The sequence below is a fragment of the Pseudomonas alkylphenolica genome, assembly GCF_000746525.1.
GTDB lineage: Bacteria > Pseudomonadota > Gammaproteobacteria > Pseudomonadales > Pseudomonadaceae > Aquipseudomonas > Aquipseudomonas alkylphenolica.
Genome location: NZ_CP009048.1, coordinates 2436496 through 2460047, shown reverse-complemented (window position 1 = coordinate 2460047; position 23552 = coordinate 2436496). Strand labels below are relative to the sequence as shown.

At 63.6% G+C, this 23552-nt stretch carries 16 protein-coding genes; 8 read left to right on the top strand and 8 right to left on the bottom strand.

The window, feature by feature from the left end; genetic code table 11:
- Window positions 1–110: 110 nt before the first annotated feature.
- From PSAKL28_RS11380 to PSAKL28_RS11350, 7 genes are all read right to left on the bottom strand, one after another.
- Complete coding sequence (locus tag PSAKL28_RS11380) at window positions 111–824, bottom strand: TetR/AcrR family transcriptional regulator (protein ID WP_038610238.1); 714 nt, start codon at window positions 822–824, stop codon at window positions 111–113.
- A gap of 3 nt (window positions 825–827) precedes the next feature.
- Entirely contained in the window at window positions 828–2801 is a 1974-nt protein-coding gene (locus PSAKL28_RS11375; RefSeq protein WP_038610235.1) for an alkyl/aryl-sulfatase, read from the bottom strand.
- Window positions 2802–2886: 85 nt separating this feature from the next.
- Window positions 2887–3573, bottom strand: a complete 687-nt coding sequence (locus PSAKL28_RS11370; RefSeq protein ID WP_051939306.1) for an acyl-CoA dehydrogenase family protein — start codon at window positions 3571–3573, stop codon at window positions 2887–2889.
- 230 nt (window positions 3574–3803) lie between these two features.
- Complete coding sequence (locus PSAKL28_RS11365; protein ID WP_038610233.1) at window positions 3804–4952, bottom strand: acyl-CoA dehydrogenase family protein; 1149 nt, start codon at window positions 4950–4952, stop codon at window positions 3804–3806.
- Between the two features lie 46 nt (window positions 4953–4998).
- Window positions 4999–7470 (bottom strand): efflux RND transporter permease subunit, encoded by a 2472-nt coding sequence (locus PSAKL28_RS11360; protein ID WP_038610231.1) that lies wholly within the window; start codon window positions 7468–7470, stop codon window positions 4999–5001.
- Window positions 7470–8552 carry a WD40/YVTN/BNR-like repeat-containing protein gene (locus PSAKL28_RS11355; RefSeq protein ID WP_038616532.1) on the bottom strand — a complete coding sequence of 361 codons (1083 nt, stop codon included), beginning with the start codon at window positions 8550–8552 and terminating at the stop codon, window positions 7470–7472. Before PSAKL28_RS11355 ends, PSAKL28_RS11360 begins: the two co-directional genes overlap by 1 nt.
- A 102-nt stretch (window positions 8553–8654) precedes the next feature.
- Window positions 8655–10349, bottom strand: a complete 1695-nt coding sequence (locus PSAKL28_RS11350) for a DUF1302 domain-containing protein (RefSeq protein ID WP_038610228.1) — start codon at window positions 10347–10349, stop codon at window positions 8655–8657.
- Window positions 10350–10530: 181 nt separating this feature from the next.
- Here PSAKL28_RS11350 and PSAKL28_RS11345 point away from each other — a divergent pair, with 181 nt between their 5' ends.
- Window positions 10531–11589: an MBL fold metallo-hydrolase gene (locus PSAKL28_RS11345; RefSeq protein WP_038610224.1), complete on the top strand. Its 1059-nt coding sequence runs from the start codon at window positions 10531–10533 to the stop codon at window positions 11587–11589.
- A 100-nt stretch (window positions 11590–11689) separates the two neighbouring features.
- Here the strand turns inward: PSAKL28_RS11345 and PSAKL28_RS11340 are convergent, their stop codons facing one another.
- Window positions 11690–12433, bottom strand: coding sequence for an SDR family NAD(P)-dependent oxidoreductase (locus PSAKL28_RS11340; RefSeq protein WP_038610220.1), 744 nt, complete (start codon window positions 12431–12433; stop codon window positions 11690–11692).
- Window positions 12434–12602: 169 nt separating this feature from the next.
- Here PSAKL28_RS11340 and PSAKL28_RS11335 point away from each other — a divergent pair, with 169 nt between their 5' ends.
- The 7 genes from PSAKL28_RS11335 (at window position 12603) to PSAKL28_RS11305 (ending at window position 23172) form a co-directional block, all read left to right on the top strand.
- Window positions 12603–15299, top strand: a complete 2697-nt coding sequence (locus tag PSAKL28_RS11335; RefSeq protein WP_038610217.1) for a winged helix-turn-helix domain-containing protein — start codon at window positions 12603–12605, stop codon at window positions 15297–15299.
- 160 nt (window positions 15300–15459) lie between these two features.
- Complete coding sequence (locus tag PSAKL28_RS11330; protein WP_051939305.1) at window positions 15460–16503, top strand: LacI family DNA-binding transcriptional regulator; 1044 nt, start codon at window positions 15460–15462, stop codon at window positions 16501–16503.
- 49 nt (window positions 16504–16552) lie between these two features.
- Window positions 16553–17857: an MFS transporter gene (locus PSAKL28_RS11325; protein WP_038610214.1), complete on the top strand. Its 1305-nt coding sequence runs from the start codon at window positions 16553–16555 to the stop codon at window positions 17855–17857.
- 33 nt (window positions 17858–17890) lie between these two features.
- The gene (gene hisD / locus PSAKL28_RS11320) at window positions 17891–19174 is read left to right on the top strand and encodes a histidinol dehydrogenase (protein WP_038610211.1); all 1284 of its coding nucleotides are present in this window, start codon (window positions 17891–17893) and stop codon (window positions 19172–19174) included.
- A gap of 4 nt (window positions 19175–19178) precedes the next feature.
- A complete protein-coding gene (locus PSAKL28_RS11315) occupies window positions 19179–19640 on the top strand; it encodes an acyl-CoA thioesterase (RefSeq protein WP_038610209.1) in 462 nt (153 codons plus the stop codon).
- On the top strand, window positions 19637–21235 hold the full coding sequence (locus PSAKL28_RS11310; protein WP_084589091.1) for an arylsulfatase: 1599 nt from the start codon (window positions 19637–19639) through the stop codon (window positions 21233–21235). The genes PSAKL28_RS11315 and PSAKL28_RS11310 overlap by 4 nt, the downstream gene beginning before the upstream one ends.
- Window positions 21236–21375: 140 nt before the next feature.
- Complete coding sequence (locus PSAKL28_RS11305) at window positions 21376–23172, top strand: acyl-CoA dehydrogenase C-terminal domain-containing protein (protein WP_038610206.1); 1797 nt, start codon at window positions 21376–21378, stop codon at window positions 23170–23172.
- Window positions 23173–23552 lie beyond the last annotated feature (380 nt).

The following is a 23552-nucleotide window of genomic DNA, read 5'->3' as shown; positions in this document are numbered from 1 at the left end:
AACGTCCAATTCGCACAGTCGACAACTGACAGAAATATCAGGTTCTGGATGAAAACCGTGGAAACGTTCCATAGCGTTCTCGCCTTTCAGGCGAAGATTTGCGCAACGGGTCATTCCGGATCTTGCGTAGTCAACAACGCATGAATCATCCGCGCCAGCATGCGCACGGTGCCATCCTCGATCAGGTAATGCGGCTTCTCGATCAACAACGCACGGGGCAAAGCGGTTACCGCCTGATAGGCAAGAAATCCCGCTTTCTCGCGATCACCCACCAGCACCTGATTGGAAAAGCGTTGCACCAGCGCCGGAATCACCATCGAAATCCAGAAACGCTCCGGCTTGACGATTTCCAGGCGCACCAGCTCGCCATAGTAGGCGGTCTTGATGCTCTGCTCAGAGTCGATCTGCAACCAGCGATGCAAGGCTGAAAGACCGGTGCGCAAGATGATTTCGATACCGTCATACAGGGTCGCCGACGCCGGTAGTGCATCGATACTGGCAATCACTTGCAGGCGGGCATCGGCACGATAATCCTCGAAAATAGCGCCGATCAGCGACTCGATGGTGGGGAAATACTCGTAGATCGAACTGATGGCCACCCCGGAGTAATCGGAAAGACGATAGATCGACAGTGCCTCGCGCCCTTCCCCTTCGAGGATTTCCCGCCCGGCGGTTTTCAAGGCCTCGACCAGGGCGACCGAGCGTGCCTGCTTCGGTTGCTTGCGCGGCCTGGCCGGCAGCTCCACCACGACATTGTCATGGCTGCCCTGGCCACGAGAGCCTGTCCCCTCGTGGCGTGGCGCCGTGTCTGGACGACGGCCCATGGGTCAGGGCGTCACGACGTTGAACGTCGGCTGGAAGCTGGCCAGCATGCCGAGCATTGCCTTGAAGCGCTCAGCATCGCCTTCGAGCTTGATATCACCCTGCTTGATCGCCGTCGGGAAATCGAGCTGGCGCAGGCTGATCTGGTCCAGTACGGCTTTGCTCATTTTCACCGTGGCGTCCGCCTGGGCATGGCTGCTGTGCTCGCGATAGGTCAGTACGCCGTTGCGCAAGGTCAGGGCGAAGTGCTGGTCAAGATCGTCGAAGTCCCAGTTCAGGGTCATGTCATGGCCCTGGGCCTTGTCGGAGTCCATGCGTACCGAGAGGATGTCCATGAACATCGTCGGTGTCGCCGCGCGCACCAGATCGGCACTGCCACGCGCCCCCTGTTGCGGTGCGAGCTGGCGCAGCTCCTGGACGGCGGTCAGGTACATGTTGCGCCAGATCGCCGATTCGCTGCGGTAACCCAACTGCTCAAGCGCGTCAGCCTGGGCTTCACGGGCGGCTTTGTTGTCAGGCTCGGCGAAGACCAGGTGATTACCCAGCTGCGCGGCCCAGCGGTAGTCGCCCTGTTGCATCGCCGTGCGCATCAGCTCCAGCACTTTCCCGGCGCCACCCATGGCCTGCACATAGTGCTTGCCGGACTCGACCGGCGGCAACGGGTCAAGGTTGGCCGGGTTGCCATCGTAAAAGCCCAGGTAACGCTGGTACACCGCACGGGTGTTGAAGCTCAAGGTGCCGTAGTAGCCCCTGGCGTACCATTTATGATCGAGTTCGCCAGGCAGCTTCTTCACCGCGTCAGCAATCTCCAGCGGGGTCATGCCCTGGTTGAGCAGGTGCAAGGTGCGGTTGTTGATGAAGGCGTACATGTCGCGCTGGTCGGCGAGCATGCTGCGGATGCCCTCGCCGCCCCAGGTCGGCCAGTTGTGCTGGGCAAACATGACCTGGGCCTTGTCGCCATAGCGCACCAGGCTGTCATCGATGAATTTCGACCAGGCCTTGGCGTCACGCACTTCAGCACCGCGTGGGGTGAGTACGTTGTGCATCGACATCACCGCGTTTTCGGACATGCTCAGTGCCTTGAGCTGCGGCAAATACACGTTCATCTCCGACGGTGCCTCGGTGCCAGGCGTCAGCTGGAACTCGAACTGCACGCCGGCAATGTCATGGCTCTCCAGCGGCTGGACAATCAGATCGGTCGGCGCGATCAGGCTGATGGTGCCACCTATCGGCGCGCCCTTGCCGATCCCGGTATCGACCTGGCCACGCTCTGTCCTGGGCACCGCACCGCCACTCTGGTACATGCCGCGGCGGAACATCGCCGTGCCGGCCAGCACGTTCTCCTGGATCGCGTGCTCCATGAAGCCGTCCGGGGCATAGATACGGACTTTGCCGGCTTTGACGTCGGCCTCATCGACCACGCCGCGCACGCCACCGAAGTGGTCGATGTGGCTATGGCTGTAGATCACCGCCACCACCGGCTTGCGCGGGCGGTTCTGGTAGTACAGTTCGAGGCCGGCCTTGGCCGTCTCGGTCACATACAGCGGGTCGATGATGATCAACCCGTCGTCACCTTCGATGATGGTCATGTTGGCCAGATCGATGCCGCGAATCTGGTAGACCTTGTCGGTGACCTGGAACAGGCCGGCATTGGCATTGAGCTGGGCGATACGCCACAGGCTGGGGTTCACCGAGTCCGGCGCCTGGGCCTGCTTGAGAAAATCATACTGGTGGGTATCCCACACAGGCTTGCCATCAGCATTTTTCACCTGCCCTTCAAAGGCGGCCACCAGGCCCTTGCGCGCGGCGTCATAGTCGGCGCGATCCTCGAACGGCAACGCCTTGAGCACCGCCTGGTTGACCGCGGCCGTCGTCGGGCTGGCAGCCTTGGCCGGGTTGGTGGAGGCCACCTCTGCCGCCCAGGAGGGGGCGCTGGACAACGCAATGGCAGTGGCAAGTGCAGCAAGTGAATAGCGCATATGGATTCCTTAAGCGTGGATCGTGTCCACCGTTATTATTCTGGCTGGCCACACTCTGACAGCCTTCCTTGAAGCAGTAAAACCATCAGCCCTGCGCGCTGATCCCTGTGAGCACATGAGCGATAGACAGTTTCTGAGCGTCACTGAGGTCGGCCGACAAACGTACGTTGCTGAATGTCAGCTGTGCCGGGACCGGGGCGCCGTTGGGCGATACATGGCCATGTTGCTCACGCTCCACCACTACGTAACAACAGGCACCCTCCTCGGTAGGCAACGGGGTGACGAGGACATCCGCGAACTGGCCATGGCAAACCCACTGGTGATTAGCGTTGATCAGCCAGCCATCATCTGTCGGCCTGGCACTGACGCCTTCTGCCTGTTCCAGAAAGAAGCCGCCGATACTGCGCCCGGCCAGTAACTCCGGCAGGTAGCGCGTGCGTAACGCGTCCCGGCCCGCTGGCAAATTTGCCAACGCCGACGCTACCAGCAGGTTGCCGAGGACACACTCGGCGATCACGCTGGAGACCGCACTGAGCTCCTCGAACAACATGGCCTCGGTCAGCGCCGACAGGCCCATGCCACCGTGAGCTTGAGCGATACTGGCGCCGGGCAGGCCAAACTCGGCAATGCCCTGGGTGAGTTCGCGCATTTTCTGTGCAGGTATGCTCCGTCCCTCGAACAGGCGGGCCACCGGCGCTACCTCGGACGCAAGGAAGGTGCGGAAGCTTTCCACTGCCAGTCGCTGCACATCGGTGGTGATCGGTATCGTCATGGTTCTGGTTCCCTGCTCAAATCCGCGCGCCGTTCGCAGCAGGTTATGCCTGTGACTGACCGGTTGCCCCCCCCTCAATGAGGAGGGGGTAGGCGAAATTAGCAGCAACTGCCTGTGGGTACGGGCTTCGGTGGGAGCGGGCTTGCCCCGCGATACGATGTAGCTGACAGATCGCAATCGCGGGGCAAGCCCGCTCCCACAGCAAGCCCGCTCCCACAGCAAGCCCGCTCCTACACCAGGCCGCGGGCGATGATCAGCTTCTGAATATGGCTGGTGCCTTCGTAGATCTTGGTTACCCGCACATCCCGGCAATAACGCTCTACCGGAAAGTCATTCAGGTAGCCGTAGCCGCCGTGAATCTGCAGCGCGTCGGAGCAGACCTTTTCCGCCATTTCGCTGGCAAACAGCTTGGCCACCGAGGCTTCCTTGGCACAGGCCACACCGGCCTCGCACAGCCGCGCGGCATGCACCATGTAGTGGTGGGCAACCTCAACCTGGGCGGCCATGTCGGCCAGGTCGAACGCCACCCCTTGCAGGTTGATGATCGGCGCACCATAGGCCTCGCGCTCCTTGGCATAGCCAACCGCGGCATCCAGTGCCGCGCGCGCGGTGCCGGTGGCGACTGCGGCAATCGCCACCCGCCCTTCCGACAGCGAGCCCATCACATTACGGTAGCCCTCCCCTTCGCCCCCCAGCAGGTTGGCAACCGGTACGCGACATTGATCGAGCTGGATCTGGGCAACGTGGGCCGAACGCTGGCCCATCTTGTGTTCGACAGCGGCCACTACGTAGCCCGGGTTATCCTGCGGGTCGACCATCAACAGGCTGCTGCCTTTCTTACCGGCAGCCTTGTCGGTTACCGCCAGCACCAGGCCCAGGCCGGCTTCGTTGCCGTTGGAGATGAACTGCTTGCTGCCGTTAAGTACGTAATGGTCGCCTTCAAGGCGCGCCTGGGTGCGGAACGCCGCCGTGTCGGAGCCGGCCTGCGGCTCGCTGAGCAGAAAGGCACCGATGCGCTTGCCACTGGCCAGGTCCGCCAGGTAGTTGCGTTTCTGCGCCTCGTTGCCCAGGCGGGCCACGGCCAGGCCCACCGAGTTGTGCACGTGGATCAAGGTGGCGAAACCGGTATCGGCGGCCGCGAACTCCTCAATGGCCAGGCAATACTCAACGAAACTGGCACCGGCACCGCCGTACGCTTCGGGTATCAGCATGCCGAGAAAGCCCAGCTCGGCAACGGCGCGCAGTTCGCTGCGCGGCCAGGCGGCGCTGCGGTCTCGCTCGGCAGCCGTGGGAGCAACGACTTCGGCGGCGACCTTGCGTGCCGAGTCGCGGATCATGATTTCCTGTTCGCTGAGGAAGGTTGCACAGGTGTCGCTCATGGTGATTCCTTATGAATTCGGGGCTAAAGACAGGTTCAGGTTGGCGTTACACACACTGCACAGTCCGGGCTTGCGGTTCGGCGGCCGCCTCGGTCTCACGCACCACCGGGGTGACCAGCGCCGAGCCGCTGGCACGCACGTCCTTGAGCAGAAAGTGCGACAGCGCCGGGATCAGGGCCAATGCACCGAGCATGTTCCAGAGGAACATGAAGGTCAGCAGGATGCCCATGTCGGCCTGGAACTTGATGGGCGAGAACGCCCAGGTGATGACCCCGGCGGCCAGGGTCACACCGACCAGGGCGACGACCTTGCCGGTGAAACGCAAGGCATGCCGGTAGGCCTCGGCCAGGCTCGCACCGGCGCGCTGGCGGGCCAGCTGAATGCTCAGCAGGTACAGCGCATAGTCGACACCGATGCCCACGCCCAGGGCGATCACCGGCAAGGTCGCCACCTTGACGCCCATGCCCAGGGCGACCATCAGCGCTTCACAGAGAATCGAGGTGATCACCAGCGGCACCACGGCGACCACCACCGCACGCCAGCTGCGGAAGGTGATGAAGCACAGCACGATCACCGCCGCATACACGTACATCAGCATGGTCAGGTTGGCTTTCTTGACCACGATATTGGTCGCCGCTTCAATTCCGGCACTGCCGGCGGCCAGCAGGAACTGCCGCTCCGCTGTGCTGTTCGCGGTGGCGAAGGCTTCGGCGGCCTGCACCACCTGGTCCAGGGTCTGCGCCTTGTGGTCGGTCAGGTAGGCAACCACCGGCATCACCGAGCAATCGTTGTTGAACAGCTCCGGGTTGCTGGTGCTGGCGGTGCGGGCGGCGTAGTTGAGCACGTCCTGGTTCGGCGAAATCGACATCCATTTCGGGCTGCCCTCGTAGGAGCCGGCGGTAATCTTGCGTACCGCGTCGGCCAGCGACACCGTGCTCTGCACCCCCGGAACCTGCTGCAGGGCCCAGCCCAGGCGGTCGGCATCCACCAGCGTCTGGTACTCAAGGCAGCCTTCGGCTTTAGTCTTGACGATGACCGCGAACTGGTCGGACGACAGCGAGTACTTGCTGTTGATGTAGGCGTTGTCGAGGTTGTAGCGCGAATCGGGGCGTAGCTCCGAGGCCCCGGCATCCAGGTCGCCGATTTTCAGCTGGGTGCTGACGATAAAGCCCGCCACCGCGAGGATCGCCGACACCACCAGCAGCGCCGTCGCCCAACGGCGTTCGGTGAAACGCTCGAGCAGCAACCACAGGCCACCGGCAGGCTTTTGCTCCGCGCGCAGGCTGCGCGCAGCAGCCTTGGGACTGACGCCGGTATAGGAGAGCATCACCGGCAGCAGGATCAGGTTGGTGAACACCAGCAGGGCGACGCCGATCGAGGCGGTGATGGCCAGGTCCTGGATCACCGGGATGTCGATCAGCATCAGCACCCCGAAGCCCACGGCGTCGGCGACCAGCGCAGTGACCCCGGCGAGGAACAGGCGGCGGAAGGTGTACCGCGCAGCCACCAGTTTATGGGTGCCGCGGGCCACGTCCTGCATGATGCCGTTCATCTTCTGCGCGCCATGGGACACGCCAATCGCAAACACCAGAAACGGCACGAGGATCGAGTATGGGTCGAGCTCGTAACCCAGGCGGGCAATCAGCCCGAGCTGCCAGAGCACGGCGATGCAGGAACAGCCGAGCACCAGCGCGGTGCTGCGCACACAGCGGGTCCAGGCAAAAATGATCAGCGCCGCGATCAAGGCCGCCACGGCGAAGTAGATGACCATTTGCTGCAGGCCATCGAGCAGGTCGCCGACCACCTTGGAGAAGCCGACGATGCGGATATCCAGGTCGGCGCCGCCCTGATCGCCGGAGTACTGGGCGCGAATGCTTTCCAGGCGCTTGGACAGTTCCCAGTAGTCCAGCGCTTCACCGCTGTTGCTGTCCTTGTCGAGCAGCGGCAGGAAGATCATGCTCGAACGAAAATCGGTACCCACCAGGTTGCCGAGCAACTGGGCGCGGCTGATGTTCTGGCGCAGGGCATCGATGCTGGCTTGCGAGCCGGTGTAGTTGTCGGGCATCACCGGGCCGCCGGCGAAGCCCTCTTCGGTGACCTCGTTCCAGCGCACCACCGGCATCCACAACGATTTGACGTTGGCCCGGTCGACGCCTGGGGTCAGGAACAGCGCGTCGTTGATGTGCTTGAGGGCTTGCAGGTAGGCAGGCTCGAAAATATCGCCCGAGCGGTTCTCGACCACCACGCGCACGGCATTGCCCAGGCCCTTGAGCTCGTCACGGTTGTCAAGGAAGTTGCGGATGTAAGGCTGGTTCTGCGGGATGGTTTTCTCGAACGCGGCGTTGAGCGTCAAGCGGGTCGAATCCCACCCCAGTATCACCGTCACCACCGCACAGAAGAGGATGACCAGCAAGCGATTGTTGAAGATCAGGCGCTCCAGGCGACTGCCTGAGCGGTGATTGAAATCCTTCAGGTTGCTAATGGTCTGCAGGTTGTCGCTGGCATTGTGGATACCCATCAGAGCTCTCCGGCGTTCTTGTTCAGTTGCAGGCTCTGCACACGCACGCCACCGAGCCCGGCCAGGGCGACGGCCCCGTCGGCAACGGCTGCCACTGCAAAGTTGGGGGCCACGCGATCTAGCGCCACGCGGCTGAAGGTCGCCCCACGGTCAGTGGAGCGCAGCAGCTGCCCGGTCTGGCTGGCGAGCACGATCGTGCCGTCAGCGGCGATCAGGCCGCTGGTGATACCGGCTTCTATGCCGGTATCGACCTTGCTCCAGTTGGCGCCACCATCAAGGCTGCGCAAGGCGTTGCCGCGCAGGCCATAAACCAGCACCAGTTGGTCATCGCCGAGCACACCGAACAGGGTGCCCTCGTAAGGCAGTTGCACTTTGACGAAGCGCTGGCTGGCAGCATCGAGCTTCAGCACCAGCCCTTGCTCGGCGACCATGAACAGCGTGCCGGCCGCCGGGCGCAGGCCATACAGATGCATGCTGCGCGGGTTGTCGACGCGATCCTGCCAGGGCGTCCAGCTTTGCCCGCCATCTTCGGTGTGCAGGATCAGATTGAAGGCACCGGTGACGAAACCGCTGCGCTCGTCTGTGAACCACACATCCAGCAACGGCTTGTCGGCGCCCTGCTGGGCAAACAGCTCGGCATCCTGTTTCAGGCGTTGCGCTTCAGGGTCATCGGGGTTGGCCGGGTTGCCGTAGTGCTTGAGCAACAGCGCCGCGATCTGCCGGCCGTCGAGCTGCTTGCGCCAGGTCTTGCCCGCGTCGCTGCTGTGCAGGACCACGCCTTCATGGCCCACAGCCCAGCCCTGGCTGGCACTGGGAAACATCAATGCGGTCAGGTCGGAACTGACCGGCACCTGGGCCTGAACCCAGGTCGTGCTGTCGTCGGAAAACAGAATATGGCCGCGCTGACCGGCGGCAATCAGCCGGCCACCGGCCTGCGCCAAGGCGTTGAGTGGCGCATGGATCGCCTGGCTGCTCTGCGCCGCGGGCATATCCAGGGGCGAGACAAATGCCGGTTGCGCGAGCGCCTGGCCCGCCAGTAGCGCAGTCAGGATCAGTGATAGTCGTAAACGTTGTTTGAACACCGTGTTCACCTCACATCAGTTGCGCGCGAGCGCGCATTGCACCGGCACTGGTCCCGCAAACGGGAGTAGCGCCGGGAAGCTTGCAGCAGTGGCAAGCGCGGCTCAGAGCGTGGTCTTGAAGGTGAAGTACACCGCGCCACGGTCTTCCAGCAGCGCCTGGCTCCCGCTTGGGGTCAGAGCTGCACCAGTGACCGGGTTGGTCGAGTAATCACCGAAGTAGTCCACATACTTGAGGTCGAAGCGGTAACGGCTGTAGACATCCAGCGCCAGGCCGACGGCGTAGCTGCCGGCATCTTCGTTACCCCCCGAGCCCACGGCCGAGTTGCCGTTGATGCCCTGGGAGAAGCTCAGTGGCATCGACAGGTCGCCACCGGGGAACACCTGGTACCAGGTCGGCGTGAAGTTGACGGCCAGCCCATAGGCATCGCGGGTCACGGCGTCGATATTGGTGGGTACCGCTTTGTAGGCAGACGAGCCCTTGAACAGGTTCAGCGGGTCGGAGTTGACCGACAGCCAGCGGCTCCAGGTCAGCTCGGCCGACCAGCTGGCACCATCGTAGAGCGGCGTCGGGCTGAGCGAGCCGATGGCGTTGAGGACGCCATGCAAGGTGTCACCACGGGCACCGAGAATGTCGCCGTCATCCGGCAACTGCGCCGCAGAGGTCACCCGCGCCGCCGAGCTCACCAGCGGCATGTTGCGCCGGTAGTTGAGGTCGGCACCGACGCTGATGCCGCCGATTTCCTTCGACAGGCTGATGCCGTACATGTCGATCTTGTCGGCGTAGTTGAGGAAGTACTGCGGCCGTGCGTTAGCCAGCAGGATCACCTGTGGCAGGGTGTCGGAGAACTGGCGCGCGTAGAACCCCAGGGTGCCGTCCAGCCATTCCGGGCTCCAGCGCGCCATCACGCCCCAGTCACCGGCGTTGTCCGGCTCGATGTCATCGCCATGCAGGGCGCGCAGCCTGGGGCTGAGGATGAACGACTCGCCGCCTTGCTGGTAGATATCGGCAAAGCCCAGGTAGCTGCCAGACTCAGGCACCCGCGATGGCCGCCACTCGAAGAAATACTGCGCGGCAAAGGACAGCGCGGGGTTGACCTGCAACTGGGTGGAGAACTGATTGCGCGGCAGGTACAGCTCTTTGGCCTCGATCCCCGGCAGCGCCAGGGCCTTGCCCTGGTCCAGGGGCGCCTGGCCGTAGGAGATGCCATGAATGGCGCCGGCACCCAGCAGCGACTCGCCCCAGTTCACGGTGTGACGACCCAGACGGGCCTTGAGCGGCATCTCGCCAAGGTTGTACTCGCCAAAAACGAAGGCGTCCATCCACTCGGCGGACGGACCCTCGTAGTAACGGTTGGTATAGCGGCTCAAGCCCGTGGCCGGACGCCCGCCAGCGCCCAGGTGGTTGGACGTGGCGACGCTGTCGTTGTCCAGGTCACCGGCATAGGCGGCGTCGTACCACAACGCGGCACTGACGCGCGCGCCGTACTTGCCTTTGTAGACGATGTCCGACTCACTGAGGATGTCCAGGCGATTGTTGACCAGGCGGTGCTTGTCGAAGTTGCGGTCGCCGTCATCGTTGTTCGGGTTCGTCAGGATGGCCTTGTCCTGCCCCTCGACACGCATGCCCAGGTTGTAGCGCAGGGTGTTGTCCCAGCGCAGCTGGATATCTTCATTACCGGTGTCGATCTCGACGGCCACGGCATTGGCGCAGGCCAGCGTGCACAAGGTCACGACCGTTGCCCGGACTGCATGGTTACTGGTGGGACGACGTGGATTCGATTTTTTCTTGTTATTCATCTGGGTGTCTCCTCCCCTGGGTTGAACCTGGACCTCCAGGTTCGCAAGCCGCTCAATCAGTGATCGAGTGCCCGGAAGGGTGCCAGCGTCGTGCAACTGTCCTCCCCCCCCTTTCTGAAAGGGAGGTGCCCCCTACCCCCCCCTGCTGTAGCGTCTGGCACATCCACAGGAGAACAGAACGATGGACGGCATTTCGCTCAGCTCAGACGCGCAACTGCGCTACCCCTACGCCACGCCGCCCGCACCTGGCGTGCCACAACAGATTGCTGCGGGCGTGCACTGGCTCAGGTTGCCACTGCCGGTTTCGCTGGGAACCATCAATGTCTGGCTGCTGGCTGACGGCGCTGGGACGACGCTGGTCGACACCGGCATCCACGATGAGCAGACGCTGGCTCTTTGGCGCGCACTGCTCGATGGCGCATTGCGCGACAGGCCACTGACCCGGATCATCGCCACCCACCTGCACCCCGACCATGTCGGCATGGCCGGCTGGCTCAGCCGGCATTGCGCCTGCCGCCTGTGGATGACCCGCCTGGAATACCTGCACTGTCGAATGCAAGCCAGCGACAGCCGCCGCGCGGCACCCGAAGAGACGCTAGGGTTCTATCAACGCGCTGGCTGGGACGAACAGGCGCTGCAGCGCTATCGCACGCGCTTCGGCGGTTTCGGCCGCATGCTCTCGGCCCTGCCGGACAGCTATCGGCGCATCGAAGACGGCGAGCAGCTCGACATTGACGGCCATCGCTGGCAAGTGCTGGTCGGCGCTGGTCATTCGCCGGAGCACGCCTGCCTTTACGACGCGCAGCGAAAGCTGCTGATATCGGGCGATCAGGTGTTGCCGCGCATCTCCTCCAACGTCTCGGTGCAGCCGACAGAACCGGACGCCGATCCAATGAGCGAGTGGCTTGATTCGTTGAGCAAGCTGCGCCGGTGCGTGCCGGATGATGTGCTGGTGCTGCCGGCGCATAACAAACCCTTCTATGGGCTGCATGCGCGCATCGAGCAATTACAGGCGGATGCCGATGACGCGCTGGAGCGTCTGCGCGAAGGCCTGGACCAGCCCAGGCGGGTGGTCGACCTGTTCGCGCTGCTGTTCCGCGCCACAGTGCGTAGCGAAGACAGCACGCGATACACCCTGGCGACCGGTGAGGCCCTCGCCTGCCTGAACTATCTGTTACACCGTGGCGAGATCAGCGTCAGCCTCGACGACCAAGGCGTGGCCTGGTACCAACGCCTGTAATCGTCAGGCTGTGTCAGCCCCCCACCCGGTGGGAGCGGGCTTGCCCCGCGATTGCGCTGTGTCAGACACATCGTATCGCGGGGCAAGCCCGCGCCGACCATCAGCGGGTGCCGCACTGGATATCGAGGGTCAGCGCGTTCAGGTAGGCATTCTCCACCACATGCTGCACCAACGCCGCGAACTCGTGGGCATAGCCCATGCGACGGGGGAACAGCAAGCCGTTGACGATGGTTTCCGAGACTTTCAGCGGCATGCCCGCCGACATCCCCGACTCGAACAACCCCGGTGCCAGGCTCACCACACGGATGCCATGTTCAGCCAGGTCGCGGGCGATGGGCAGGGTCATGCCGATCACCGCGGCCTTGCTGGCGCTGTACGCCGCCTGGCCCATCTGCCCTTCGCGCGCAGCGCCCGAGGCGGTGTTGATGATCACCCCGCGCTCGCCGGTATCTTCGGCATCGTTGCCCGACATGGCCAGGGCGGCGTGACGAATGACGTTGAAGGTACCGGTGAGGTTGACCGCCAATACCCGGTTCCACAACTCGGTTGGAAACACCTGGCCCTTGGAAAGGGTCTTGCACGGCCCCAGCACCCCGGCGCAGTTCACCGCCACATGCACTGCCCCATACTTTTGCACCACGGCATCGATACCGCGCTTGACGCTGGCTTCGTCGGCAACGTCTACGGCGATCCCGGCAATACCTTCAAGCGCCGCGTCGAGCCGCTGCTGATCCAGATCGAAACCCACCACCCTGGCCCCGGCTGCCGCCAGCGCCTTGCAGGTGGCCAGGCCCAGCCCCGAGGCCGCCCCCGTGACAACGGCTACTTTATTATCCAGTTTCATCGTGATTCCTTGGTTAGCACCCTGAATGGGGACCTGACGGATCTTAGAAAACAACGTCGCCCTCCCGTCCCTCCCTTTGCGGGCGGTCAGCGGCTGTCCGCGCAAGGCTTGACCTGTCTGGACAGCTTGGCTAGCTTCGTTCGAACCAATAAGAATCGTGGAAAACACATTGCCCAAGAATCCTGCCAGGCACTTGGTCTCGACCAAGTTTTCGCCCCCGCGCATCGGTACCCGGCATGTCGCCCGGGCCGCGCTGCTGGCGCAGCTCAAACGCATGCATCATTGCCGGCTGGTATTGGTCACCGGTGCTGCGGGTTATGGCAAGACCACTCTGCTGGCGCAGTGGCGCCACGACCGGCTCAAAGCCGGTGCGGAAGTGGCCTGGGTTTCCCTGACTGCCGATGACAAGGGTTACTCCGCGTTCTGCACCGCCTTTCTGGAGGGCTTGCGGCGCCTGGGCATCGATATCGACATCAACCTGCAGCGCGAAGACAACACCCTCTCGGCCATAGACGGCACGGTCGCGATCATCGTCAACGCGGCGGCGATGCTGAGCAAGGAGCTGTTCCTGGTGGTCGATGACTACCACCATGTCGAAGCCCCGCATGCCCACAAGCTGATCCAGAAACTGCTCGACCAGAGCCCCAGCAACCTGCACCTGGTGCTTGCCTCACGGGTCAATCCGCCCTTGAGCCTGTCACGGCTGCGGGTCATGGACCTGGTGGTGGAGATTGAAAGTGCCGAGCTGCCGTTCGACCTGGCCGAAACCCGCACCTTCATCGAAGAAAACCTCGGCCCCGACAAGCTCAACGCCGATGAACTCAGCCTGATCCACGACCTGACCAGCGGCTGGCCCTCCTGCCTGCAGTTGATCGCGATCATGCTGAAGAACCGCCCCAATCCCCGTTCGATCCTCGATGACCTGGTGTGGCGCTCCAACGACCTGCAGACCTACCTCAGCGAGGAAGTGGTGGCGCACTTGCCGAGCGAGCTGGTGGAGGTGGCGGAAGCGCTGTCGATCTTCCGGCGTTTCAACGCAGCCCTGGCCATTACCGTGACCGGCAACGCCGAAGCCGGCGAACTGATCAAGCGCATGGAAGACGAGAACCTGTTGATCTATCGGGTCGACTCCGACGACCGCATCGTCTGGTATCGCTTCCACCCCTTGTTCGGCGAGTTTCTCAGCGCCCGCCTGCAACGCCGCGAGCACGACTTGCGGCCCCTGCACCGCCTCGGCGCCCACTGGTTCGCCGGGCACAACTGCCTGACCGAAGCGGTCCGCCACGCCAGCCTCGCTGACGACACCGATTTTGCCGTCCAGGTCATTGAACAGACCACGCCGGCGACCTGGAGCCTGGATTACCTGGCACCGACCTTGCGCCTGCTCGAACGTTTGCCCGAAGACGTGTTGTTTCGCCATCAACGCCTGCTGTTCCTGGCCTGCCTCACGGTGTCGCTGACCTCGCGTCCGGGGCGGGCGAAAGCCTGGCTCAGCCGCTTGCAGGCCTGCAACCTGAACGCCCACCCTGAACTTGCCAGTGGCCTGCCGCTGATCCATGCCGCGGTGGCCATCCAGGAAGACGACAGCGAACTGACCATACGCCTGCTGGAACCGGTGCGCGACGCACCGATGGACAACCCCTTTCTGCGCTATGTACTGCTCGCCGCCCTGACGGTTGCCTATGCCACCGCAGGGCGCTATGCCGATGCCCGGCGCCTGTTCGACACCCATCCGATCCCCCCCGAGGATCGCAGCAATGACATGGCCCTGGTGGCAGAGTCCGCACGCTTGACCACCTATTTGCTGGCCGGCGACATCGTCGAGGCCGAAGTACTGGCGTCCGAACTGCTGGAACGCTCCACCCGCGAAGGCGGACACCGTTCAATCTGCGCCAACCTCTGCGCCAGCCTGCTGGCCGACGCGTTCTATGAACTGGACCGGATCGATGACGCCCGTGAGCTGATCGCCAATCGCTTCGGCCTGCTGCACTCCTCGGTACCCGATGTCATCGTGCGCACCAACCTGAGCCGCAGCCGTCTTGATCTGTTGCAGAAAGGCCCGGACGCGGCCCTGAGCTTCTTGCGCCAGCAGATTGCCCACTTGCGCAGCCTGGGGCAGATGCGCCCGGTCGCTCACCTGCTGGGCGAGCAGATCCGCGTGTGCCTGATCAAGGGCCAGCGCAATCACGCCATCGAACTGCTGCACGCCCTGCAAGCGCTGGCACACGAGCACGGCAAGGACCAGGGCGGCCGGGCGGAGCTGCCGGCCCTCGCCGCCCTGGCGCACGCGCGCATACTGGTCAGTGAGGATTCACACGCTGCGCTGCAGGCGCTGGACAGGGTCAAGGACTTTGCCGAGCGCTTCCACCGCGGACGCCTGGGCGTGCTCGTCGACCTGTTGTCGGCGGAGGTACTGGAAGACCTCAAGCGTCATGATCAAGCGCTGCTGCGCCTGCGCCAGGCCGTCGAAGCCGGTCAGCGCCTGGGCCTGGTGCGCACCTTGCTGGACGAAGGTGCGCTGAGTGAAAAGCTGCTGTGTGCGCTGGCCAGCACTGAGCTGCAAGACCCGCTACGCCAGTATGTGAACGAACTGATCGACAAACTCACCGGCCCCTGCTCACCAAACCTTGCAACGCCACACGCACGGCGCACCACCCCACCCGGGCAGCAGCCATTACTGACCCCGCGCGAGCGCGAAATCCTCAGTCTGGTGGCCCAGGCCATGTCGAGCAAACGCATCGCCCACACCCTGGATATCACCCTGGAAACGGTGAAGTGGAACCTGCGCAATATCTTCGCCAAGCTCGGCGTTTCCAGCCGTTACGACGCCATGGTCCAGGCCCGCAACCAGAAGCTGATCGACTGACATCGGCCCGCCTGCCCCCGCTGCGGGGCAACGAAAAGCCATTTCTCGACAAACCTGCCGATCGGTTCCCCCCTCCATTGGGGAGGGGTGCGTGACGAGCAACGTGGATAGCATCCGGGTCATCAGTGCACACGATTGCACAACCGCCTGAGGAACTGGCATGCCACACGAGCGCGGCGCCACGGAGTCACCCGCCCACCCCAGCCAGCTGGCCGTCAGCCGGATCACCGCCCGGGATCTGGCCCTGCGCCTGGGGGTCGCTACTTCGACGGTCACCCGTGCCTTCGACGCCCAGTCGCGGATCTCCGCCGCAGTGCGCGCACGCATCCTGGCCATGGCCGATGAGCTGGGCTATCGGCCCAATGCCATCGCCCGCTCGCTGAACCGGCGGCGTACCGGCATCGTTGCCCTGGTGATGGGCGACATGAGCAATCCGTTCTACCCCGCAGTGCTTGAGGCGTTCTCCCTGCAACTGCGCGAGTCCGGCCAGCAATTGCTGCTGTTCGTGGTCCCGGCCGGCGGTGATGCCGACGCGCTGATGCCCCAGCTGCTGCAGTACCAGGTCGATGGCATTGTGGTCACCGCGGCCAGGCTGTCTTCGCACATGTCCGAGCTGTGCGCTCGCCAGGGGGTTGCCGTGGTGTTTCTCAACCGCCGCGTCGAAGACCCGACCGTCTGGTCGGTGTGCTGCGACAACCAGCGCATGGCCGCCGGGGTGGCCGAATACCTGGTTGGGCAAAAACGCCGCGCCTGCGCCTTCGTTTCCGGTGACCCGGACGTCTCCACTACCGCCGACCGCCTGCTCGGCTTCGAACAGGGCCTGGCGGTGCATGGTCAGGCGGTGGTTGCCCGCATCCACGGCGGGTACAGCTACGAAGGCGGACGCGCCGCAGCCGCCCACCTGTTCAGCGCCGGGCAGCCGGCCATCGACGCGGTGTTCTGTGCCAACGACGTCATGGCCCTTGGGGTGCTGAGTCACCTGCGCATGAACACTAGCCTGCGGGTGCCCGAAGACGTCGCCGTGGTCGGCTTCGATGACATCCTCGCCGCCGGCTATCCGGAGCATGGCCTCACCACCGTGCACCAGCCGGTCAGCCAGATGATCGCCTGCGCCATCCGCTTGCTGGGCGCAGGCCGCCCTGCTGGCAGCACCCCGGCGCTGTACGAAGTACCCGGGCACCTGGTGCGGCGCTCCACGGCTTAGCGCCACGCCCTTGCAGGTCAATAACAACAAGAACCATCAGGAGACAGGCATGAACCGCAGCGAAACCGCAGACGACCGCAAGCTCTATCGAAAAATCGGCTGGCGCATCATGCCGCTGCTGATGGCCGCCTACGTCGTGGCATTTCTTGATCGCATCAACGTCGGTTACGCGCAGTTGCAGATGAAAGAGACGCTGGCGTTCAGCGACGCCGTCTATGCGCTGGGCGCGGGTATCTTCTTCATCGGCTACCTGCTGTTCGAGGTGCCCAGCAACCTGATGCTTGAGAAGATCGGCGTGCGCAAGACGCTGCTGCGCATCATGGTCTGCTGGGGCGTGGTCGCCATGGCGATGATGTTCGTGCAGACCCCCACGCAGTTCTATGTGCTGCGCTTTCTGCTGGGCGCCTTCGAAGCCGGCTTCACCCCCGGGGCATTGCTCTACCTGACCTTCTGGTACCCGCCGGCACGGCGTGCGGGGATGATCGCGGTGTTCCTGCTCGGGGCTATCTTCGCCAGCCTGATCGCCGGGCCGCTGTCGGGTGCGATCATGAAATTCCTGGACGGTTTCAATGGTTGGCACGGCTGGCAGTGGCTGTTTCTGGTGCAAGGCCTGCCCGCCCCGCTGCTGGGCCTGGTGGCCTGGCGCGTACTGGTCGACCGTCCTGAACAGGCCCCCTGGCTAAGCGCCGAAGAGAAAGCCCGCCTGCGCGCACAACTGGACGCCGAGCAGCAGTCAGCGCTCAAGGCCAGCCATGCGTCGCTGCGCGACCTGCTCGGCGATACCCGGTTCTGGGCGTTGTCGCTGGTTTACGTACTCATGGTTGCGGGCACTTATGCCATGGCCTTCTGGACCCCCACGCTGATTCGCGGCTGGGGCGTCTCCGACCTGATGGAAATCGGCATCTACGCCACCCTGCCGCAGTTATGCGCGGTGGCCGGGGTGCTCTTGCTCAGCCGCAGTTCGGACCGCCTTCGCGAGCGGCGCTGGCATTTTTCCAGCGGCGCACTGGTGGCCGCCTGCGGCCTGGCGATCATCGTCCTGGCCCAGGGGCAACTGGGCGTCTCGCTGCTCGGCCTGTGCCTGGCCATGCTGGGCATCGCCTCGGTACCGCCGGTGTTCTTCGCCCTGGTCTCGGAATACCTGCCGCGCCCCTCGGTAGCGGTGGGCATTGCCCTGGTCAGCAGCATCGGCAACCTCGGCGGAGCGGTCATTCCTTCGCTCACCAGTGCCCTGAATACCGCCAGCGGCGGCACCACCTACAGCCTGTTCCTGGTCATGGGCCTGTACCTGCTCGCCAGTGCCATTGTGCTGCGGGTCGCCCGGCCTGCAGTGCCGACCTACCAATCCGCCTGAGGCGCGACCTCTGAAACCTGAAGGAGATCTACCGTGATTCAACACCTCAAAAAGGGGCAATCGGCCCAGGCCAAGGCCAGCGACCAGGCCCAGGTGCGCGCCACCGTCGAGGGCATCCTCAGCGATATCGAGCAGCGCGGCGATACGGCGGTACGCGAGTACTCGGCGAAATTCGACAACTGGACGCCGCAAAGCCTGCGTTTGAGCCAGGAACAGATCGACGCCTGCATCGCCAGCCTGCCGAAGCAGACACTCGATGACATCCTGTTTGCCCAGGCACAGATCCGCCGTTTCGCCCAGGTGCAGAAAGACTCGATGCACGATGTCGAAGTCGAGACCCTGCCCGGCGTAGTCCTTGGTCATCGCAACATCCCGGTCAACTCGGTGGGCTGCTACATTCCTGGCGGCAAGTACCCGTTGATCGCCAGCGCGCACATGAGCGTACTGACCGCCAAGGTCGCCGGGGTCAAGCGGGTGATTGCCAGTGCGCCGCCCTTCGAAGGCAAGCCCTGCGCGGAAATCGTCGCCGCCATGCACCTGGCCGGCGCCGATGAAATCTACTGCCTGGGCGGCGTCCAGGCCGTGGCGGCGATGGCGCTTGGCACCGAAAGCATCGCGGCGGTCGACATGATCGTCGGCCCGGGCAACGCCTATGTCGCCGAAGCCAAGCGTCAGCTGTATGGCCGCGTCGGTATTGACCTGTTTGCCGGCCCCACCGAAACAATGGTGATCTGTGACGACACGGTGGACGCCGAACTGGTTGCCGTCGACCTGCTCGGCCAGGCCGAGCATGGCCCCACCTCCCCGGCCTATTGCGTGACCACCAGTAAAACCATCGCCGAACAGCTCCCGGCCGCTATCGAGCAGGTGCTTTCACGCCTGGATACAGCACCGGTCGCCAGCGTCGCCTGGCGCGACTTCGGCGAGATCTACCTGTGCGACAGCGACGAAGAGGCGCTGGAAGTCGCCGAGCGCCTGTGCTCCGAGCATGTGCAGGTGATGACCCGCGACCCGGACTGGTACCACCAGCGCATGACCCGCTACGGCGCGCTGTTCCTCGGCCACCGCACCAATGTCAGCTATGGCGACAAGGTCATCGGCACCAACCACACCCTGCCGACCATGGGCGCCGGTCGCTACACCGGCGGGTTGTGGGTCGGCAAGTTCATCAAGACCCACACCTACCAGCGCGTGCTGACCGACGCCGCAAGCGTAATGATCGGCCAGTACTGCTCGCGGCTGTGCAGCTATGAACATATGTCGGGGCACAAAGAGCAGGCGGACATCCGTGTGCGCCGCCTGCAGCAGGAGGCTTGAAGCCATGAACAAACCCGTAGCGCAAGCGCGCAGCGCCTACCCCTACCTGCGTGACATCACCACACGCTGGATGGACAACGACGTCTATGGTCACGTCAACAACGTCATCTACTACAGCTGGTTCGACACCGTGGTCAACGGCTGGCTGCTGGAACAGAAGCTGCTGGACTTCGATCAGTGCCCGACCGTGGGCCTGGTGGTCGATACCCATTGCAGCTACTTCTCCTCGATTGCCTTCCCCGACCTGGTACGCGCCGGTTTGCGCGTGGCACGCCTGGGCAGTTCAAGCGTGTGCTACGAGGTCGGGCTGTTCGCCAACGACAACACCGAGGCCTCGGCCCAGGGCCACTTCGTGCATGTCTACGTCGACCGCGTGAGCCGCCGGCCGGTGCCGCTGCCAGCGGCGCTGCGCGATGCGCTGGAGACGCTGCAGGTTTTACCGGCGGATAAAGGAGAGCGCCGATGATCAGCTACCTGAAGCGGTTGCTGGCCGTACCCTGTCTAACCTGCCTGGCACTGGCCGCCCCGCTTGCCCATGCGCAGACAGCCAGGCCCAATATCCTGGTGATCTGGGGTGACGACATCGGTTGGCAGAATGTCAGCGCCTATGGCATGGGCACCATGGGCTACAGCACGCCGAACATCGACAGCATCGGCATGCAGGGCATCCGCTTTACCGACCACTACGCACAGCCCTCCTGCACCGCAGGCCGGGCCGCCTTCATCACCGGCCAATACCCGATCCGCTCGGGCATGACCACCGTCGGCCAACCGGGTGACAAACTCGGCCTGCAGGCCGCCTCGCCAAGCCTTGCCCAGGTGCTGAAAAGCGCCGGCTACAACACCGGGCAGTTCGGCAAGAACCATCTGGGCGACAACAACCCCAACCTGCCGACGGTGCATGGCTTCGATGAGTTTTTTGGCAACCTGTACCACCTCAACACCGAAGAACAGCACCAGTACACCGACTACCAGTACTACGCCAAAGACTATCCCGGCGGGCCGCAGGCCTATGCGAAGAAATTCCAGACCCGGGGCGTGCTGCATACCTTCGCCAGTGACCAGGACGACACCACTGTCGACCCCCGCTTCGGGCCGGTCGGCAAGCAGACCATCGAAGACACCGGGCCATTGACGATGCAGCGCATGGAAGACTTCGATGGCGCCGAAGTGATCCCCAAAGCCCTGGACTTCATGCGCAAGGCGCACGATCAGGACAAGCCCTTCTTCGTCTGGCTCAACACCAGCCGCATGCACCTCTACACCCACCTCAACGACAAATGGCGCCACGCCGCCGCGCAGTACACCCACGAAGACGATACCCAGGGCAGCGGCATGCTCCAGCATGACCATGACATTGCCCAGGTGCTCGCCTTCCTCAAGGATCAGGGCCTGGAGGACAACACCATCGTCTGGTACTCCACCGACAATGGTCCGGAGCATTCGTCGTGGCCCCATGGTGCAACCACGCCGTTTCGCGGCGAGAAGATGACCACCTACGAAGGCGGCGTGCGCGTGCCCTCGATGCTGCGCTGGCCGGGCGTGATCCAGCCGGGCCAGATCAAGAACGGCATCCAGGCGCATCAGGACATGTTCACCACCCTGGCGACCGCGGCCGGAGTGGCGGATGTCGCGGAGCGGATCCGCACCGAGAAAAAGCAGTACATCGACGGCATCAACAACCTCGAGTACTGGACCGGCAAGTCGCCGGTGAGCAAGCGCACCAGCATCCTTTACTACATCGAAAGCAAACTGACCGCGGTGCGCATGGGCCCCTGGAAGCTGCATTTCTCCACCAAGGAGGACTACTACGCGCAACTGGTACCGCGCTTCGCACCGTTGATGTTCAACCTGCGCAGCGACCCGTTCGAGAGCTACGACAGCAAGGACTCCTATGGCCAGCTGATTCAGAAATCCTCCTGGATTTCGGGGCCGATGGGCGAGCTGATCGGCGCGCACCTCAAGACCCTGGCCGAGTACCCACCGGTGCAACAGGCCAAGTCGTTTGACCGCTCGAACCTGGTACAGGACTTTTTGCAGAGCCAGAAGAAAACGCCCTGATCCCCGCACGGCAACGCCCACCCTACAGGGGTGGGCACTTCGTCCAGCCAATCTGTTGAACTTCGCGTCAGTGCTTGTGCACACAAGCTCCCTGTTCGCAGTCTTCATGAGCCTCAATAAAATCGGCCAAGGATCCAGTCATGAGTGAATACCACGCGCCCCTGCGCGACATGCAGTTTGTTCTCAATGAATTAGGCTACCTGGACCAGGTGCGGGAACTACCCGGCTGTAATCAGCTCGATACCGAGCTTGTCGAAGCCATTCTCGGCGAAGCCGGCAAGTTCGCCCACGGCGTGCTGTCGCCGCTGAACACACAAGGTGACCGCGAAGGCGCACGCTGGTGCGACGGCGAAGTGAGCACGGTCAAAGGCTGGCGTGAGGCCTACCAGCGCTTCATCGATGGCGGCTGGAACGCACTCTCCTGCAACCCCGAGTTCGACGGACAGGGGCTGCCACGGGTGGTGTCGGCGCTGGTGGAAGAGATGTGGAACGGCGCCAACCTGTCTTTCGGTCTATGCCCGATGCTCACCCGTGGCGCTATCGAGGCCATCGAGTTGCGCGGCTCGGCCTACCTGAAACAAACCTACCTGGCGAAGATGATCAGCGGTGAATGGACCGGCACCATGAACCTCACCGAGCCTCAGGCCGGTTCCGACCTGGCTGCGGTGCGCACACGCGCCGAGCCGGTGGGCGATGGCACCTACCGTATCAAGGGCCAGAAAATCTTCATCACCTATGGCGAACATGACCTCACCGAAAACATCGTCCACCTGGTGCTGGCCCGTACACCGGACGCGCCGGCCGGGGTAAAAGGTATCTCGCTGTTTGTCGTGCCGAAATTCCTGGTGCACAGCGACGGCAGCCTAGGCGCGCGCAACGATGTGCGCTGCGCATCCATCGAGCACAAGCTGGGTATCCACGCCAGCCCGACTGCCGTGCTGGCTTTCGGTGACCATGAAGGCGCCCTGGGCTGGTTGGTGGGCGAGGAAAACCGTGGCCTGGAATACATGTTCATCATGATGAACGCGGCCCGTTTCAGCGTCGGTGTGGAAGGCGTGGGCTTAAGCGAACGCGCCTACCAACGGGCGCGCGCCTATGCCCGCGAGCGGATCCAGGGCAGCGAGATCGGCGCAGTTGAGCGCAGCAACGTCGCGATCATCCGCCACCCGGATGTGCGGCGCATGCTGTTGTCGATGAAGTCGCGCACCGAGGCCATGCGCGCCCTCGCCTGCGCCGTCGCGGCAGCAATGGACTGCGCCGAGCGCCATCTGGACCCGGCGGTGCGTCAGGAATCCCAAGCGCTGGTCGACCTGATGATCCCGGTGGTCAAGGGCTGGAGCACCGAGAACGCCGTGGACATCGCCTCGCTGGGTATCCAGATCCATGGCGGCATGGGCTTTATCGAGGAAACCGGTGCAGCCCAGCACCTGCGCGATGCGCGGATCACCACGCTGTATGAAGGCACCACCGGTATCCAGGCTGCCGACTTGATCGGCCGCAAGGTCGCCCGTGATGGCGGCAAGGCCATCGGCCAGTTGAGCAAGCAGATTTACCGGGTGATGGAAGAGCTGGCCTGGACCGACGATCCGCAACTGCAGGCCAACGCCAGCGCATTGGCCCGGGCGCTGGTGGCGCTGAACGCCAGTGTCGAGTTCATCGTCAGCCACTTTGCCACGCAACCGGCCCGTGTCGCGGCCGGTGCCGTGCCGTTTCTGGAGCTGCTCGGTATCGTCGCCGGTGGCTGGCAGATGGCCCGCTCGGCGCTGGTCGCCCACCGCCAGCTCAAGGCCGGCAGCGACGATCAGGATTTCTATCGCGGCAAACTGCTTACCGCCCGGTTCTACGCGGATCAGCTGTTGGCCCAGGTCGAAAGTCTGTCTCGGGTCGTGGTTCAGGGGGCGGATGCTGTCTTGCAGATGGACGATCAGCAGTTCTGAACCCTGCCCGACCTGACAGAGGCGGGGTGTTTGGGTGTTGGGGTTGTTAGCTTATCCATTTTGTGTGGCGACGCTGGCGGCCCCTTCCGCCCTTACGGCGGGTCCCTTTTGTCATGGGACAGTTCCACCAAAACCGCTGGCTCCTGCATACGGCCCTACGCTGCGGTGCCTCCTGAAGTCGCAAAGTTACGGGTGGCGTCTGCACTGGCGCATCTTCGAAACCAGGCACTGGCGTAGCCATACTGATGCCATCGCGGGGCAAGCCCGCTCCCACCGGGTTAATTGGTCGCCCGGTGGGAGCGGGCTTGCCCCGCGATTGCGGACTGTCAGCCACATCGCATCGCGGGAAAATCCCGCTTCAACATGTTGATCTTGATCTT